Origin of the sequence: Bacillus sp. 7884-1 (genome assembly GCF_002272245.1) — a bacterium.
In the GTDB taxonomy this organism is placed as follows: Bacteria; Bacillota; Bacilli; order Bacillales; family Cytobacillaceae; genus Neobacillus.
Genome location: NZ_NPDD01000157.1, coordinates 33,193 through 49,000, shown reverse-complemented (window position 1 = coordinate 49,000; position 15,808 = coordinate 33,193). Strand labels below are relative to the sequence as shown.

At 39.1% G+C, this 15,808-nt stretch carries 16 protein-coding genes and 1 other annotated feature; all 16 genes read right to left on the bottom strand.

All coding sequences use genetic code 11. The features are described 5' to 3' along the window. Positions 1-8: 8 nt before the first annotated feature. Positions 9-938, bottom strand: a complete 930-nt coding sequence (locus CHI06_RS18395) for a peptidase U32 family protein (RefSeq protein WP_095250080.1) — start codon at positions 936-938, stop codon at positions 9-11. Positions 939-943: 5 nt separating this feature from the next. Then, positions 944-1,585: an O-methyltransferase gene (locus CHI06_RS18390; RefSeq protein ID WP_095250079.1), complete on the bottom strand. Its 642-nt coding sequence runs from the start codon at positions 1,583-1,585 to the stop codon at positions 944-946. Between the two features lie 166 nt (positions 1,586-1,751). Further along, entirely contained in the window at positions 1,752-2,888 is a 1,137-nt protein-coding gene (mltG, locus tag CHI06_RS18385; RefSeq protein WP_095250078.1) for an endolytic transglycosylase MltG, read from the bottom strand. 191 nt (positions 2,889-3,079) lie between these two features. After that, positions 3,080-3,370, bottom strand: a complete 291-nt coding sequence (locus CHI06_RS18380; protein ID WP_063251383.1) for a DUF1292 domain-containing protein — start codon at positions 3,368-3,370, stop codon at positions 3,080-3,082. 12 nt (positions 3,371-3,382) lie between these two features. Next, the gene (gene ruvX / locus CHI06_RS18375; protein ID WP_095250077.1) at positions 3,383-3,799 is read right to left on the bottom strand and encodes a Holliday junction resolvase RuvX; all 417 of its coding nucleotides are present in this window, start codon (positions 3,797-3,799) and stop codon (positions 3,383-3,385) included. A 3-nt stretch (positions 3,800-3,802) separates the two neighbouring features. Further along, a complete protein-coding gene (locus CHI06_RS18370) occupies positions 3,803-4,069 on the bottom strand; it encodes an IreB family regulatory phosphoprotein (RefSeq protein WP_095250076.1) in 267 nt (88 codons plus the stop codon). A gap of 226 nt (positions 4,070-4,295) precedes the next feature. After that, complete coding sequence (gene alaS / locus CHI06_RS18365; protein WP_095250075.1) at positions 4,296-6,929, bottom strand: alanine--tRNA ligase; 2,634 nt, start codon at positions 6,927-6,929, stop codon at positions 4,296-4,298. Between the two features lie 187 nt (positions 6,930-7,116). After that, positions 7,117-7,333 (bottom strand) — a binding site (T-box leader). A 45-nt stretch (positions 7,334-7,378) separates the two neighbouring features. Beyond that, a complete protein-coding gene (locus CHI06_RS18360) occupies positions 7,379-8,464 on the bottom strand; it encodes an AI-2E family transporter (RefSeq protein WP_095250074.1) in 1,086 nt (361 codons plus the stop codon). 96 nt (positions 8,465-8,560) lie between these two features. Continuing rightward, positions 8,561-8,695 (bottom strand): YrzQ family protein, encoded by a 135-nt coding sequence (locus CHI06_RS18355; protein ID WP_095250073.1) that lies wholly within the window; start codon positions 8,693-8,695, stop codon positions 8,561-8,563. An 82-nt stretch (positions 8,696-8,777) separates the two neighbouring features. Beyond that, on the bottom strand, positions 8,778-8,969 hold the full coding sequence (locus tag CHI06_RS18350) for a hypothetical protein (protein ID WP_045517826.1): 192 nt from the start codon (positions 8,967-8,969) through the stop codon (positions 8,778-8,780). A 12-nt stretch (positions 8,970-8,981) separates the two neighbouring features. Further along, positions 8,982-9,497 (bottom strand): PRC-barrel domain-containing protein, encoded by a 516-nt coding sequence (locus CHI06_RS18345; RefSeq protein ID WP_306453821.1) that lies wholly within the window; start codon positions 9,495-9,497, stop codon positions 8,982-8,984. Beyond that, a complete protein-coding gene (gene recD2, locus CHI06_RS18340; RefSeq protein WP_095250072.1) occupies positions 9,490-11,904 on the bottom strand; it encodes an SF1B family DNA helicase RecD2 in 2,415 nt (804 codons plus the stop codon). The genes CHI06_RS18345 and recD2 overlap by 8 nt, the downstream gene beginning before the upstream one ends. A gap of 33 nt (positions 11,905-11,937) precedes the next feature. Then, complete coding sequence (locus CHI06_RS18335) at positions 11,938-12,591, bottom strand: tetratricopeptide repeat protein (RefSeq protein ID WP_095250071.1); 654 nt, start codon at positions 12,589-12,591, stop codon at positions 11,938-11,940. A 303-nt stretch (positions 12,592-12,894) separates the two neighbouring features. After that, complete coding sequence (gene mnmA / locus CHI06_RS18330; RefSeq protein WP_095250070.1) at positions 12,895-14,013, bottom strand: tRNA 2-thiouridine(34) synthase MnmA; 1,119 nt, start codon at positions 14,011-14,013, stop codon at positions 12,895-12,897. 40 nt (positions 14,014-14,053) lie between these two features. Beyond that, positions 14,054-15,196, bottom strand: coding sequence for a cysteine desulfurase family protein (locus CHI06_RS18325; protein WP_095250069.1), 1,143 nt, complete (start codon positions 15,194-15,196; stop codon positions 14,054-14,056). A 44-nt stretch (positions 15,197-15,240) separates the two neighbouring features. After that, positions 15,241-15,660, bottom strand: coding sequence for a cysteine metabolism transcriptional regulator CymR (gene cymR / locus CHI06_RS18320; RefSeq protein ID WP_095250068.1), 420 nt, complete (start codon positions 15,658-15,660; stop codon positions 15,241-15,243). Positions 15,661-15,808: the final 148 nt, after the last annotated feature.

The following is a 15,808-nucleotide window of genomic DNA, read 5'->3' as shown; positions in this document are numbered from 1 at the left end:
CCTCCTTTTTAGTAAACTGTTTCTTTGAAAAAGAATCCTGTATCTAGTTTGCGATTTTCTGGCTGCACAGCCTTAATAGCTTCTAAAAGCTCGTCTTTTTTATCGTCGTATTGATCTGAGTCTTCAAAAAATAAGTCAATCGCTTCACGATATGCCTTTGTTACTGCAATAAGATAGTCAGAAGACTTTAAGATTCCATCAATTTTAAAGGAATCTACACCGGCTTCAAGCAATTCCTGCAGCTCGTCAATGATACAAATATCATTAGGACTCATAATGTGAGTGCCATTCTCATCTTCAAAGATTGGATATTTATTTTCTCTTTCTTTATCATGTATGAACATGTTTTTTTCCATTTTACGGTTTTCGATTTCCATTACTTTTCCTTGGTACTCATAATAGTTTCCAAGAAGTGAACGTTTCGATTGGAACATGCAGCTCATGCCATGGACCTGTACTTCTATTTCAACCTCAGCATTTTCTTTGATTTCTACAATTGAGTCCATATTAATTTCACGCGCTAGGACTGCTCTATTTGCACCCTTTTTCCCCCAATAGTTACATGAAAACCAATTTGTCCCAAGAGTTTCCGTACTCCAATGAAGCTTCATATCAGGGGCTGCCTCTCGTGCGGTCATTAAGACAGCAGGATCACCAAAAATAATTGCATCAGCATTTGCTTCTGCTGCAAATTTAATATAATCACTTAATTCATTCATTTTTTCATTATGAAAAATAGCATTCATGGCAACATAGACTTTTTTCTCTTTAGAATGTGCTAATTCTATTGCCTGCTTTACCTGTTCTCGGTTAAATTCACCCGCTAAGCGTAGTCCATATCTTTGTTCTCCAATAACAAACGCATCGGCACCAGCTTCTGCTAGTGGCAATATATCGTTAACTGACAGTGGAGTAACTAATAATTCCGTTCTTTTCATTTTAGTCACCTCTTCTTTTTACTAATAGCAATCCCATCACCAACAGGGAGAATGACTGAATGATAATCAGGGTGATTCATCAGCCAATGATTGAAGTTATCTATTTTCCTGACCAGATTACGAATCCTTTTTGATTCAATCTCTGATTGTGTAACAAGACCTTTAAATAAAACATTATCTGTTATGATGACGCCATCAACACTAAGGTATTTGGAATACATCTCAAAGAATTTTTGATATTGTCCTTTTGCAGCGTCCACAAAAATGGTGTCGTATGGGGCTTGTTCACGTACAAGTTCCTCAACCTCAAGGGCATCACCTTTAATCAATATAATCTGTTCGCCGTGCCTTGAACGCCCTATATATTCTTCTGCAGCCTGTATTCTTTCTAAATCTCGTTCTATCGTAACAATGCACGCATTTGGCAGAGCCTCGGCCATTCGTAAGGCAGAATAACCAATCGCAGTACCTACCTCAAGAATTTTTTTAGAGCCTTGAATTCTTAAAAATTGAAGCAATGCTTCAATTCCTACAAGCTCCATAATTGGTACCTTATTTTCTAATGCATAATTTTCCATTTCGGTAAACAATGGTTCACGTCCTGGAATCAGTTCCTCAATATAAGAATGCAGTTTATCATTCAACAAACTGCCATCACCTGCCTCTAGCTATTAAAAGCATTGTAACCAATATAATGCTCTTTAGACATGAAAAAATAGCGTTCAAAGAAACGCTATTGTCTGCTCATAAAACACTTGAACTATTTTAACATAATCAAGGAGGAAAGAAAACCATTTCCCCCTTGTGTTCTTATTAATTATTATTGGTAATGTGCTCTGCTTTTGCAGCGTTATGTTCCTCTAGAGTCTTTGTGAAAATAACATCCCCTCCTGCTGTAGCAAGGAAATATAAATACTTCGTTTCAGATGGATTTATTGCTGCCTCGATTGAATCTTTCCCTGCATTCGCAATTGGACCAGGAGGAAGTCCCTTATGTTTATAAGTATTATAAGGTGAATCTACTTCTAAATCCTCGTATAAGACTCTTTCCTTGTGTTTCCCTTGTGCATAAAGAACCGTTGGATCTGTTTGCAAAGGCATCTCTTGTTCTATTCGATTATAAAATACACTCGAGATATCTTTACGATCTGCTTTTTGCGTTGCCTCTTCCTCAATCAAGGAAGACATGGTCAACAACTGGTGTGCTGTAAACTCCTCTTCACTAAGTTCTGCTAAATATGGTGTAATCACTTTTCTAGTCTGTTCTAACATCGTAACAATCATTTCTTCTACAGTTGGATTTGGCTTGTAGAAAGGATAGGTTGCAGGAAACAAATAGCCCTCAAGAGGATATTTAATATTTGGATTCAGTATATCTGTTGTTAATAAATCAGGAAATTTCGCCATCATTTTTTGAATAAATGTTCGATCATTTAATTGATTAAACACTTCTTCTTCCGGTAAATTTACTGTCTTAGCAATGATTTGGGCGATTTCCTTTAACTGTTTACCTTCTGGAATGGTTAGCTGGAAAGCAGCCTTTTGCAATACTTTTCCGGTTTTCAGGCGATTAATAATTTCTGGTATCTCCATAGAAGGACTAAGTTCATATTCCCCAGCCATAAAACCAGCTTCATTTTTAAATTTCACATAGTATTTAAAGACTTTAGCATTTTTAATAATTCCGTTTGCTTCTAATTTCTCAGAAATCCCCGTTACGGATGACCCGATTGGGATTTCTACTTTTTTCTGAACTTTACTATCCTTGTCAACAGGCTGCAGTGCTGACTTGATGTAGAGATAACCCCCTCCGCCGATAAAGACGAGGATTAAAATAGCCACGATTGTAATAATTAAAACAATTCTACGAACAATTCTTGCTTCGCTTTGGTGCTCTAGCATTTTCTTTCGAATTACCTCTTTTTTCGAGTTTGTCTCTTCTGTTGACATCTAATTGCCCCTCCCATATAACCAGTGAAACATCTATCTTTCAAACTCTTTTTTTCTCAGTAAGAAATAGCGTATCAAATATTATTTCAGCATATTATGCGAAAAATGTCAATTTTTGATGAAGTTATGAAACGCTTCCACTATACATCAAAAAAAAAAGCGACCCCTCATCAGGACCGCTTTCTAAAGTATTATTCTTCGTCTTCTTGTTCGTCGTAGAAGGTATTGAGCATTTCTTCTACCATGTCCCATTCTTCTTCGGTTTCAATTGGAATTAATTCACCTTCGCCATCCTCATCATTAGGATTGAAGGCATAGGCATGAATCTCAGGACCCTCTTCATCGTCTTCCACTCCACCTACTTGTTGAAACAATACATAAGACTTGCCAAAATCCTCTGATTCAAATGTAAAAAGTACTTCACATAGTTGTTCATTACCTTTTTCATCTACAATTGTAATTTGATTTTCACCGTGTTCCATATCTTCACCTCATTAATTTTTGCTATCAAGATAGCCTTGTAATATCATCATGGCTGCCATTTTATCAATAACTTTTTTTCGCTTTTTCCGGCTGACATCCGCTTCAAGCAAAACCCGTTCTGCTGCCATCGTCGTTAAACGCTCGTCCCATAAAATGGTTGAAACTGAAAATTGATTTTCAATTTCCTCTGCGTATCGCTTGCTGGCTTCACCACGAGGTCCAATGGAACCATTCATATTCTTTGGCAGCCCAATAACAACTTGACTGATTCCATACTCTTTTATTAATTGACCAATTTCATCAAAACCAAACTTATTTTTTTCTTCGTCGATTTTGAGGGTTTTGAGGCCCTGTGCAGTCCAGCCAAGCTCATCGCTAATTGCAATCCCAACTGTCTTAGAGCCTACATCTAATCCCATAATCCGCATTTCTTAACCCTCACGTCGTTGATTTAAATAGGATTTAACCAATTCCTCAATAATTTCATCCCGTTCAAGTTTACGAATGATATTCCTAGCATCCCGATGACGGGGAATATAGGCAGGATCCCCGGACAGTAAATATCCGACGATTTGATTAATTGGGTTATACCCTTTTTCCTGCAGGGCCTCATAAACTTGAAGAAGAACATCATTTACATCATGTTCAAAAGGCTCTTCAGGAAAATTAAATCTCATCGTTTTATCAAATGAGCTCATCACTTGCACCTCGCATTTTTAGTAGAGGAGATAACTATACCGCGCCATGGCGCTGCCACTTTATAGTTTAGTGCTAGCTACAGTGCCTAGGGGCTCGGGGTCATAAGCCAATCCGACAAGAAGGTTAAAGAACAACCTTCTCACCGCTCGTCTTATGCCTGTCGCCACTGTGCAAGGCACTTCCGCTTTTCTAGTTACCACCATTTTACACTACTTTGTCTCATTATCAAATTGATTTCACCCATTCGTCTACGAATTGCAGGGCAGAGTCTAGTTTTTCTGGATCTTTTCCACCAGCTTGCGCCATATCAGGTCGGCCGCCGCCTCCCCCGCCGCAGCGTGTGGCAACTTCTTTGATTAATTTACCCGCATGGTATCCTTTGTCAATTAAATCCTTTGTGACAGCAGCGATTAAATTAACTTTCCCTTCATTTACACTTCCGAGAAGGATGACAGCTGATCCGACTTTTTGCTTCAAATCATCCGCCATATTACGCAAGTTGTTCAAATCAGACGCTTGGACCTTAGCAGCCAATACTGTAACACCGTCAATTACTTTTGCTTTCGATACAAGGCTGCCAGCTTCAATATTTCCTAATTTAGCTGCAAGTGATTCATTTTCACGCTGAAGTTGTTTGATTTCAGACATTAAGACTTCAATTCGATTAACAACTTCTTTAGGATTGGTTTTCAACTTATCTGCTGCATCCTTTAATAACCCGATTTGATCATTCATCAATTGGTAAGCTGACTCACCTGTAACGGCTTCAATTCTCCTTGTGCCAGCACCAATTCCACCTTCAGAAACGATTTTAAATAGACCAATCACAGATGTATTTGGAACATGACAGCCTCCGCAAAGCTCTAAGCTATAATCGCCTACTTTAACAACACGAACGATATCACCATACTTTTCACCGAAAAGAGCCATTGCACCCATTTCTTTTGCTTCAGCAATCGGTTTGAGACTAATATTTACTTCAATATTTCTCCAGATTTGCTCGTTAACAATTTTCTCAATTTCCTCGAGTTCTTCTGGCTTCACTTGACCAAAGTGCGAGAAATCAAATCGGAGACGATCTGGTTCCACGAGTGAACCTGCTTGGTTTACATGTGTTCCGAGTACATCCTTTAATGCTTGATGAAGCAAGTGGGTAGCCGTATGATTTTTGATAATTTGCACTCGATTATCTTGATTCACACTTGCTGTCACTTTTGCATTAGTTTTTAATATTCCTGACTCTACCACAGCTTTATGAAGATTTTGACCATTTGGCGCTTTTTGTACGTCCTTTACAGCAACGGCAACACCTTCTGCATAAATCATTCCACGGTCTGCAATCTGCCCGCCGCTCTCTGCGTAGAATGGTGTTACATCAAGAATTAATTGAATCTCGTCACCACTAAATGCTTCCTCAATCAATTCACCATTTTTAATGATTGCCACAACCGTAGAGCTTGTTTGAAGCTGGTCGTATCCAACAAATTCACTTTCTACCTTAATGTCTCCAAGTACACCGCCTTGAACCTGCATACTATCTACATCCTGGCGAGCCGCACGAGCACGTTCTCGCTGTAATTCCATTTCTATTTCAAAACCAGCGTGGTCTACCTTCATTCCCTCTTCTTCTGCATACTCCTCGGTTAATTCAACGGGAAAACCATAAGTGTCATACAGTCGGAAAATATCACTTCCAGAAATCGTATCGCTGCCTTTTTCCTTTTCTTTTTTGATTACATTGCCTAATATGGATAAGCCTTCATGCAAAGTTTCATGGAAGCGTTCTTCTTCATTTTTAATCACTTTCTGGATAAAATCAGTCTTGTCTTTTACCTCTGGGTAGAAATCATTCATGATTTCCCCTACCACTGGGACAAGTTCATACATAAAAGGACGATTGATATTAATTTGTTTTGCATAGCGGACTGCCCGGCGAAGTAAGCGTCGTAATACATACCCGCGTCCTTCGTTTGATGGCAATGCTCCATCACCCACAGCAAAGGCAACTGTACGAATGTGGTCGGCAACTACTTTAAATGCAGTATCCTTTTCTTTATCCTCGCCATATTTCACACCGGAAATCTCTTCGGTTGCTCTGATAATGGGGATAAACAAATCAGTGTCAAAGTTAGTTGGTACATTTTGGACAACGGAAGCCATTCTTTCTAAGCCCATGCCTGTATCAATATTTTTCTTTGGCAGCGGTGTATACGTACCGTCCGGATTATGATTAAACTGAGAAAACACCAGATTCCAAACCTCTAAATAGCGCTCGTTCTCGCCGCCTGGATATAATTCTGGATCTGTAGGGTCATCCCCATACTCTGGACCGCGGTCATAGAAGATTTCGGTATTCGGACCACTTGGGCCTTCACCAATATCCCAGAAGTTCCCTTCAAGACGAATGATTCGTTCCTCTGGTATCCCAATTTTCTTATTCCAAAGCTCAAATGCTTCGTGGTCCTCTGGGTGAATCGTAACGGAAAGAAGTTTAGGATCCCAGCCGATCCATTTTTTATCTGTTAAAAACTCCCATGCCCACTCAATAGCTTCCTCTTTAAAATATTCTCCAATGGAAAAGTTGCCGAGCATTTCGAAAAAAGTATGATGGCGTGCTGTTTTCCCAACGTTTTCGATATCATTGGTGCGGATTGATTTTTGAGCATTTGTAATTCTTGGATTCGCTGGAATAACACGGCCATCGAAGTATTTTTTTAATGTAGCTACACCACTATTAATCCATAATAATGTTGGATCTTCATGAGGAACAAGCGACGCACTAGGTTCAACAGTATGCCCTTTCTCCTGGAAAAAATCTAAATACATTTTACGAATTTCTGAACCAGTCAAGTATTTCATATTTAGTAAACCTCCTTTAATTTGAAAGCATAAGCGCCTTGGTCAGCCCCGACAAGCAAAAGTTCTTCGGCAAGAAAAGTTCGCTTTTTGACTTTTATTGTCGAAGGTTTTTTGACCTCGAGAGGCTAGGCGCTGACGCTGACGCTAGATATAATTTAAAAAAGAACACAAAAAAGCCCTCATCCCTAACAGGGACGAGAGCTAACTCGCGGTACCACCCTGATTATGAACACAAAAGCTTTGGTGTTCATCTCTCAAATAATGCCTTAACGCGGCAAGAACGGCAGTGGTTAGCTGCACTCCGGACTAGCTTCTGTTATCCTTCATCTAGAGCTTCTCACAGCCAAGGAAGCTCCTCTCTTAAAGATGGACTACAACATACTAAGGTCCTTCAACATGTTAATCCAAAATATTCTATAAAGGGATTATAGCCACACAAAAAACGTTTGTCAATCTGATGGCGCGGGTTCCTTTACTTTTTCGTGCATGAAATGATTTTTAGCATGAATAATGCTTACTTTAAGGACAACAAGAACAGGTACAGCAACAATCATTCCAAGGATTCCGCCTATTTCACCACCTGCCGTTAAAGCAATCATAATCATTAATGGGTGCATATGCAGACTTTTTCCCACAATATAGGGAGACAATATATTTCCTTCTAAAAATTGCAGTCCAAAAACGATGACGATGGTTATAAGCACTAATTTAACGGATCCCGTGGCAGCGATAATGACGGCTGGAACAGCCCCAATAATTGGACCAAAATAGGGGATTACATTTGTGACCCCAATAATCATACCTAAAAGTAGAGGATATTTTAAATGGAAAATCCAAAATAATATCGAGGAAAGACTTCCGATAATAAGACAAACAAAAAGCTGTCCTCTAATGTAGCTACCAAGTGATTCATCGATATCCTTAAGAAATCGTGTTCCTTTTCTGCGCCATTTTTTAGGTGTTATATACCATACTGCTCTTTTAATGAGACCGAAATCCTTTAACATATAAAAAGCAATAAAAGGGATAAGCATGATGGCAAAAGCAAACTTCAAGAAGTTCAGCAGGGAATCAACGATAACGTTTAGTAGTGAATCTAATCTCTTTTCAAAACCAATGATCCCTTCATTGATTTGTTCTTGAAGCCCATCTGGCCATTCACGTGTATGCGATTGAAGTTCCTTTATCCAGTTTCGATATTGCTCTGCTAAGATGGGAGCACTTTCTGCAAGATCTCTAACTTGTGAAATAAATGCAGGAATTCCTTTGTAGAGAGCTAAGCCAATACCACCAAAAAACAGAAAATAAATCAGAAAAATCGCAATCCCGCGATGTAAGCCTTTTTCATGGAGTTTTTCAACAATAGGGTGGAGCAAATATGTAATAAATCCACCAATAAAAAAAGGCAGGATAATCACTATCGCCACTCTTACAATCGGTAACCAGACAAATCGAATTTTTAAAAATACGTAAAGGGCAATGAGTAAAAGAAGTAAAAAACCGATCCTATAAAACCATTTAACCCGAATTTCCACCGATACCAATGCCTCCTTATTACCATTATTCTTAGAGACAAATACCGGATTTATACATGAAGCAAAAATCCCCCTCTACATAGAGGGGGATTCATTTTAGAATAAAGCTCGTTTAACCTTTCTTGACATTCGTTTCATTTGACGGCCAGACATCATGTTGTTTCTCTGTGCAAGATTATAGGCTGCCATTCCAACTCCTAATGCAACAACGGAAGTCATCACTTTATTCATACGTCTCACCTCTTCTGTAGTTTGACAGTGCTCTTTTGTTTTGTGCTTACTGTCTACCTTCAGTACCTCAGTGTTTCCACTTTTAAATGGTGTAACGACGCTCTTCCTCTTCAAACAAGTCATCTAAGGAGCTTAGTGTACCATCTTCTTCGACTTGATGGGTATTGATAATACCTTTGGCAAGAGACAATTCAATAAAACAGCTCCAGCAATAATATTGGTTTATTCCGATTTTGCCGATATCCTTGCTCTGACAATTGGGACATTTGAACATGAAAAGAACACCTCACGTATGATTAACGTCTACGATGATGGCATCCTTTCCGATCGCAGGGGGCTTCTCGGAATGTATAATCTGTTTCCCATCTGTGATATCCGAAAAGAAACCATCCGTAATTTCGTACCCTACGATTGTGCCCAATTCTTCATGAAAATATACATCCTGTAACAATCCTAGTGACTCTCCGCTCTTAGAAATCATCATTTTTCCGTTTAGAGAGTGTTGATGGTTAAGGGTATATTCTGGAGTTGTTTTTAGTCTTTTAAGGCTGTCATCATCTTCAATCATGACCCCATCCCAGCCAAAAGATGCTACATCTCGAATGTCCAGAAAATAGGTTTGTTTGAAGAAAGCGCCTTTCTTGACCATAAGGCCTTTTACGACCCCTTCGTTTGTGATACACAAATCAGTAACTTCACCAATTTTTGCTCCTGTGCTGCATTCAAAGACTGGCTGTCCTTTCAATAAAGAAAATGTTCGCAGAGTGTCCCACCTCCTGTGAACATTTATAGTTTTAGTCATTTACCATGAAATCATAAGGTGTAAGGTTTTCCATGCCAATCATTGGGTTGACCTGCATTAATCTTTCTTCGGCTGATAGTCCTGGTTCATCTACAGTTTCTTCAACTTCCGGAGAATCCTTGACTGATATCATCTCCTGAAGCTTTTGGGATAATGTGGTTTGTCTGCTTAGTTCATCTGCCCTTTCCACACCCATCCTTAATGCTTCCTCTTCACCACAAAGGATTAGGGACTGTTTACTTCGTGTTATCGCTGTATAGATGAGATTCCTGCGTAACATTCGAAAATAGCTTCTTGTAATAGGAAGGATTACAATCGGGAATTCGCTTCCCTGAGATTTATGTACCGAACAACAATAGGCATGAGTAATTTGATTCAAGTCCTGTCTTGTATATTCAACTTCATTTCCTTCAAAGGAAACGTATACCATATCTTGTTTTTCCGTATTTTCTTTTGCATAGATAATGGATATAATTTCTCCAATATCTCCGTTAAAAACATTGCTTTCTGGTTGATTTACAAGCTGAAGGACCTTATCACCGATGCGGTATTTCACTTCCCCAAAGGCTATTTCCTTCCGAGTACCATCAGGGTTTGGATTAAAGATTTCTTGTAACAAGACATTTAAACGGTCAATCCCTGCAGGACCTCTGTACATGGGTGCCAGGATTTGTATATCCTTGGCTGAATAACCTTTACTTTTGGCATTAAGAGCAACCTTTTCAATCACTTGAGGAATCTGAGCCGTTGAACACTTAATAAACGAACGGTCAGGCTGCTTCATGGTAACATTCGCTGGTAAGTACCCCTTCTTGATATCATGAGCCAATTCAATAATTGAGGATCCTTCTGCCTGTCGATAAATATCTGTTAATCTAACGGTTGGGACAACCGTAGATCTCAATAAATCTTTTAGCACTTGACCTGGCCCCACAGAAGGAAGCTGATCTTCATCCCCTACTAGAATAACCTGAATGGTATCCGGCAGTGCTTTGAACAATTGATTTGCTAACCAGATATCAAGCATCGAGGTCTCATCAACAATCAGAATTTTCCCTTCAAGTTCAGAAACATCGTCACGATCCATTCCTTCTGATCCATTAAAACCAAGTAAACGGTGAATCGTCACAGCCGGCAGACCGGTGGATTCACTCATTCTTTTTGCTGCCCTTCCTGTCGGTGCTGCTAGTAAAAATGGAAAGGGTTCGCCCTTTTTATGATAATCTTTCGGCTCTAATGAGCAGCCATGCAATTCCGCATAAAGCTCAACAATCCCCTTAATGACAGTGGTTTTACCTGTTCCAGGACCCCCTGTTAAAATTAACATCGGAGACATTAAGGCCGTTTGAATCGCTTCTCTTTGGGTGGGTGCATACTGTACCTTTAGCCTTTCCTCAAGATTTCCTAATGCCAGCAAGAATTCCGATTCAGGAAATTGCTCCTTGTATTGTGTTTGTTCAAGGATTTTTTTTATATTTGTAACTAGTCCTTTTTCAGCAAAATACAACGAAGGCAAATAAACACACTTTTCCTCACCAACTATTTTTCCCTCTTCTTCGAGTTTCAAAATCTCTGTTGAAATATCAGTGTATTCAATCCGGTCACGTTTATTTTCTTCTAACAGATTCTTAACCTGTACCAGCAAATCCTCTAAATGAACATAGACATGCCCATTCTGCATGCTTTCATTTTCAAGTGAGTATAGACAAGCAGCTTTAATCCTGTCGGGATGGCTCCCAGAAATACCCAGTTGATAACCCAATTCGTCTGCCCGTCCAAAACCGATTCCCTCGATATCCTCAACAAGCTTATAAGGGTTCTTTTGGATAATATCGAGGGTTTCATCCTTATAGGTTTGATACATTCTCATGGAAAGCTGCGGTCCAAAGCCATATTGATTTAAAGCGACCATCACTTGCTCTAGACCCTGGTGCTCCATCAACGTATCATATAGCATTTTCGCCTTATCAGGAGGAAGCTTTGGGACAGAATCAAGTAAGGAGGGCTGATTTAGAATTTTTGAAATCGCATCTTCTCCTAATGATTCAACGATGTTTTCTGCTGTTTTCTTCCCAATCCCTTTGAACATCTCACTTGATAAATATGCTGCCACGCCTTGTTTGGTTTGCGGAATATCCTTTCGAAAATGCTTTGTTTGGAATTGCATGCCAAACTTCGGATGATCCTTAAACTCACCAAAGAAAATATAGGTTTCCTGCTCGTGAATCTTTGGAAAATAACCGGTGATTACCGCTTCCTTGTCATCATATTCATGATTCGTTTCTTCTACACGAATTCTTAAAACGGTGTAAAGATTTTGCTCATTATGAAAGATGGTCACAAGGTGTTTACCTTTTACGAACTTTCCTTGCTCTGCAAATAAATCAAGTGAGCTTTGCTTATCCATGGGGGGCTTCCTCCTTTCTATTTTTTTATGGATTTATCTTGCTGATTCAATCAACTTTTTCGCGTGTCCTGCTAACAGATGGTCCGGCTGAATCTCAAGGGCTTTATCGAACATGGCCAGCGCTTTGTCTGCTTTCTCTTTAAAAGCATAAGACACACCTAGGTTATATAGAGCATCCGTATGTTCAGCATCTAATTCAATGCATCTTTCGAGTTGAACAATGGCCTCATCAATTAATTCTAGCTGTGCAAGACATAAACCATATTGGAATCTTGCTTCCGCGTCCTCTTCATTTAGTTCGACACTTCTTTGTAAATAGGGCAGTGCAAATTTCCCCTGATCAAGCTGTACAAGGGTAAGACCGAGCATGAAATAATTATCGCTGGTATGAAGTCCTTTTTTCATTGCGGTTTCAAACATCTTTTTAGCTTGTTCAAATTTGTCGTTACTAAAATATATGGTACCAGCACTATAGTATGCGGCTGCAGTATTTTCATCTAATTGAATGGCCTTTTGGTAAAATTTCAACGCTTTCTCATCATCGCCAACAGCAGAAAGCACATTACCAAAATTTATGTAGGCAATCGGATCTTGCGGGTTTTCTTCGATGACCTCATTAAAAATCTTTGCTGCCTCTTCCCACTTGCCTTCTTGCATGTATTGAACACCTAATTGGTTTTTATCCATGTAAATATCACTCCGTTCTAATTTTAGAGTATACCATAAAACTATATATTTTCCGTACGTTTAGGGATATAGAGGACGATACCCTATTTAGTGTTTGGCTGGAATATTTTGTCTAATAGTACAAAACTCCATGAAAAAAGTCCAAAAGCAATGAAAAATAGTCCATAATTCATTAAAAAAAGTCCAAAAGCAATGAAAAATAGTCCATAACCCTATCAAAAAAGTACAAAGCTCAAAACCATTGAAAATTACCTAGTATTTATCATAAAAAAACCCCGATTCCAGCTGGAATCAGGGGTTTTTTTATCCTACATATGTTAAACGTTGTCCATTTTTATAAACTTCATCGATGGTACCGCCGCCAAGACATTCATCACCATTATAAAAAACAACAGCCTGTCCAGGGGTTACCGCACGGATGGGTTCATCAAAGATTACTTTGACTTTATTATCGTCCATAAGCTGTACCGTCACCTTATGGTCTTCCTGACGGTACCTGAATTTAGCCGTACATGTAAATTCTGCAGGCTTTTCTCGATTAGATACCCAGCTTACGTTATCAGCGATAATCGATTCAGAATACAGTTTTTCATTATGAAATCCTTGTCCGACGTAAAGGATATTTCTTTTTAAATCCTTGCCAATCGCAAACCATGCCTCACCTGAACCGCCGATTCCTAAGCCATGACGCTGACCAATTGTATAGTACATTAAGCCTTCATGCTTACCCTTAACCTCTCCATCCATCGTTTCCATGTTTCCTGGCTGAGCTGGAAGGTACTGACCAAGGAACTCCTTAAAGTTACGTTCTCCAATAAAGCAGATTCCCGTGCTATCCTTTTTCGTTGCAGTTGCTAGATTTGCTTCTTTCGCAATTTCACGAACTCTTGGCTTTTCTAAATTACCTATTGGAAACATAACTTTACTTAGCTGCTCTTGATTCAATTGATTTAAGAAATACGTTTGGTCTTTATTTTCATCTTTACCGCGGAGCATTTTGTACTCTCCGTCTCGATATTCAACTTGAGCATAATGTCCCGTTGCCAGATAATCAGCACCTAAGTTCACTGCATGCTCAAGAAAGGCTTTGAATTTAATTTCTTTATTACACATTACATCAGGGTTTGGCGTTCTTCCCGCCTTATATTCTTCTAGGAAATAGGTAAATACCTTGTCCCAGTATTGTTTCTCAAAGTTTACTGCGTAATAAGGTATACCAATTTGGTTGCAGACACGAATGACATCATTGTAATCCTCCGTTGCCGTACAGAATCCAGTATCGTCGGTATCATCCCAGTTTTTCATAAAGATTCCGATGACATCGTAGCCTTGCTGTTTTAACAACAATGCTGCGACTGAGGAGTCAACCCCTCCTGACATACCGACCACCACTCGAATATCCTTTGGTTCTCTTTTTTCCATTATTCTCACCTCTCTTACCTTAAAAAACTCACTCATTTATTTATTTTTTCAGACGTGACACAATTCTTGCCGTTTCTTCAGCAGCCTTGATGATTTGTTCTTCTGTTGTGTTAAAACCAAAGCTGAAACGGATAGAATTAATCAACACATCTGATTCTTTACCAAACATGGCAACCAGGACATGTGAAGGTTCAATAGAACCCGCCGTGCAGGCAGATCCACTCGATACAGCTATCCCAGCTAAATCAAGATTCACCAGCATTGCTTCCACGTTCGTTCCCGGAAAGCTTAAGTTTAATACATGAGGCATGGAAGTTTCAAGCAATCCGTTTATGGAAAACTTTACATTATGTTCAGTCAAGTGTTCGATAAAGGTTTTTTTAAATCCTTGATAATTTTCCCGTTTCGCAGAGCGTTCTTGTGCTGCGACTATTGCCGCTTCTTGAAAACCGACAATGGCTGCAACATTTTCCGTACCAGCTCGTCTTTTTCGTTCCTGCTCACCGCCAAAGGCACGAGGAACTAACTTGACCTTTTCACGTACAAAAAGGAAACCCGTTCCCTTCGGGCCATTAATCTTATGAGCAGATACAGACAATAAATCGACATTCAGTTCATCCACATTGATTTCTTCGATTCCATAAGCCTGGACAGCATCTGTGTGAAACAATGCCTGATGAGATTTGAGAAGTTCTCCAATTTCGTTTATAGGCTGAATGGTTCCCACTTCATTATTTCCGTACATGATTGAAACCAATATAGTATCTTCCCTTAATTCCCTGCTAAACTCATTAAGAGAAATTATCCCTGTTTCATCCACTGGTAAATACGTTACTTCAAAGCCTATTTTTTCTAATCGTTGGCAGGCATGAAGCACTGCATGGTGTTCAACTTGAGTCGTTATGATGTGCTTACCTTTATGCTGATAGCTCTCAGCAACACCAAATAAAGCCATATTATCAGCTTCTGTCCCGCCGCTTGTAAAAATAATCTCATTTTCCTTTGCGCCAATACTCTTAGCCAAGGTTTCTCGTGCCAAGTCTAAATAATGTCGTGCTTCTCTTCCGAAAGAATGAATACTTGATGGATTACCAAAGTTATGGCTCATAACCTCCATCATCTTTTCAATTACCCTTGGGTGCATCGGAGTAGTAGCAGCATGGTCGAGATAGATTTTTTCCATTATTCCACCTTCAATCAAAATAATTCTCTATTCTACTTTTAACATTAAATGTAAAACATATAACCGTCTGTCTCTGTATCGTTGCTATGACTAGCTAAATCCTCAAGAGTAGTATTGTCGAGAACAGATTTAATGGCATCACGAATACGGATCCACAGCTCACGCTGCGCCGGCTCCTCATCTTCGATTCCTTCCACAAGTGTAATGGGTCCTTCAAGTACACGAATGACATCACCAGCAGTAATTTTAGAAGGAACATCAGCAAGAATATATCCACCATAAGCACCTCGGATGCTTTTTACTAATCCTGCATTTCTTAGTGGAGCAATAAGCTGTTCTAGATAATGTTCAGATAATTGGTTTGCTTGAGCAATTGATTTAAGAGAAGTTGGCCCCTCTCCTTGATTTTTCGCTAGTTCTATCATTATTGTCAATCCATATCGTCCTTTTGTTGAAATTCTCATTTAATACACCTCTATTATTTTATTCATTATTAAATACACAGTAATTTGATAGGCATTAGCAATTATATCATATTGTACTTTATTATGCTTTTCCATCCCGAAAATGGTAGAGTTAAAGGGAACTCATTTATTTAGTTGGAGAGATGGA

Bases quoted from the DNA above. Each gene is read 5' to 3' on its own strand.
- CHI06_RS18395 (WP_095250080.1), bottom strand. From the start codon at position 938: ATGAAAAGAACGGAATTATTAGTTACTCCACTGTCAGTTAACGATATA.
- ruvX (WP_095250077.1), bottom strand. From the start codon at position 3,799: ATGCGGATTATGGGATTAGATGTAGGCTCTAAGACAGTTGGGATTGCA.
- CHI06_RS18345 (WP_306453821.1), bottom strand. From the start codon at position 9,497: ATGACTAAAACTATAAATGTTCACAGGAGGTGGGACACTCTGCGAACA.
- CHI06_RS18335 (WP_095250071.1), bottom strand. From the start codon at position 12,591: ATGGATAAAAACCAATTAGGTGTTCAATACATGCAAGAAGGCAAGTGG.
- alaS (WP_095250075.1), bottom strand. From the start codon at position 6,929: ATGAAATACTTGACTGGTTCAGAAATTCGTAAAATGTATTTAGATTTT.
- recD2 (WP_095250072.1), bottom strand. From the start codon at position 11,904: ATGGATAAGCAAAGCTCACTTGATTTATTTGCAGAGCAAGGAAAGTTC.
- CHI06_RS18350 (WP_045517826.1), bottom strand. From the start codon at position 8,969: ATGTTCAAATGTCCCAATTGTCAGAGCAAGGATATCGGCAAAATCGGA.
- mltG (WP_095250078.1), bottom strand. From the start codon at position 2,888: ATGTCAACAGAAGAGACAAACTCGAAAAAAGAGGTAATTCGAAAGAAA.
- CHI06_RS18380 (WP_063251383.1), bottom strand. From the start codon at position 3,370: ATGGAACACGGTGAAAATCAAATTACAATTGTAGATGAAAAAGGTAAT.
- mnmA (WP_095250070.1), bottom strand. From the start codon at position 14,013: ATGGAAAAAAGAGAACCAAAGGATATTCGAGTGGTGGTCGGTATGTCA.
- CHI06_RS18355 (WP_095250073.1), bottom strand. From the start codon at position 8,695: ATGAATAAAGTGATGACTTCCGTTGTTGCATTAGGAGTTGGAATGGCA.
- CHI06_RS18325 (WP_095250069.1), bottom strand. From the start codon at position 15,196: ATGGAAAAAATCTATCTCGACCATGCTGCTACTACTCCGATGCACCCA.
- CHI06_RS18370 (WP_095250076.1), bottom strand. From the start codon at position 4,069: ATGAGCTCATTTGATAAAACGATGAGATTTAATTTTCCTGAAGAGCCT.
- cymR (WP_095250068.1), bottom strand. From the start codon at position 15,660: ATGAGAATTTCAACAAAAGGACGATATGGATTGACAATAATGATAGAA.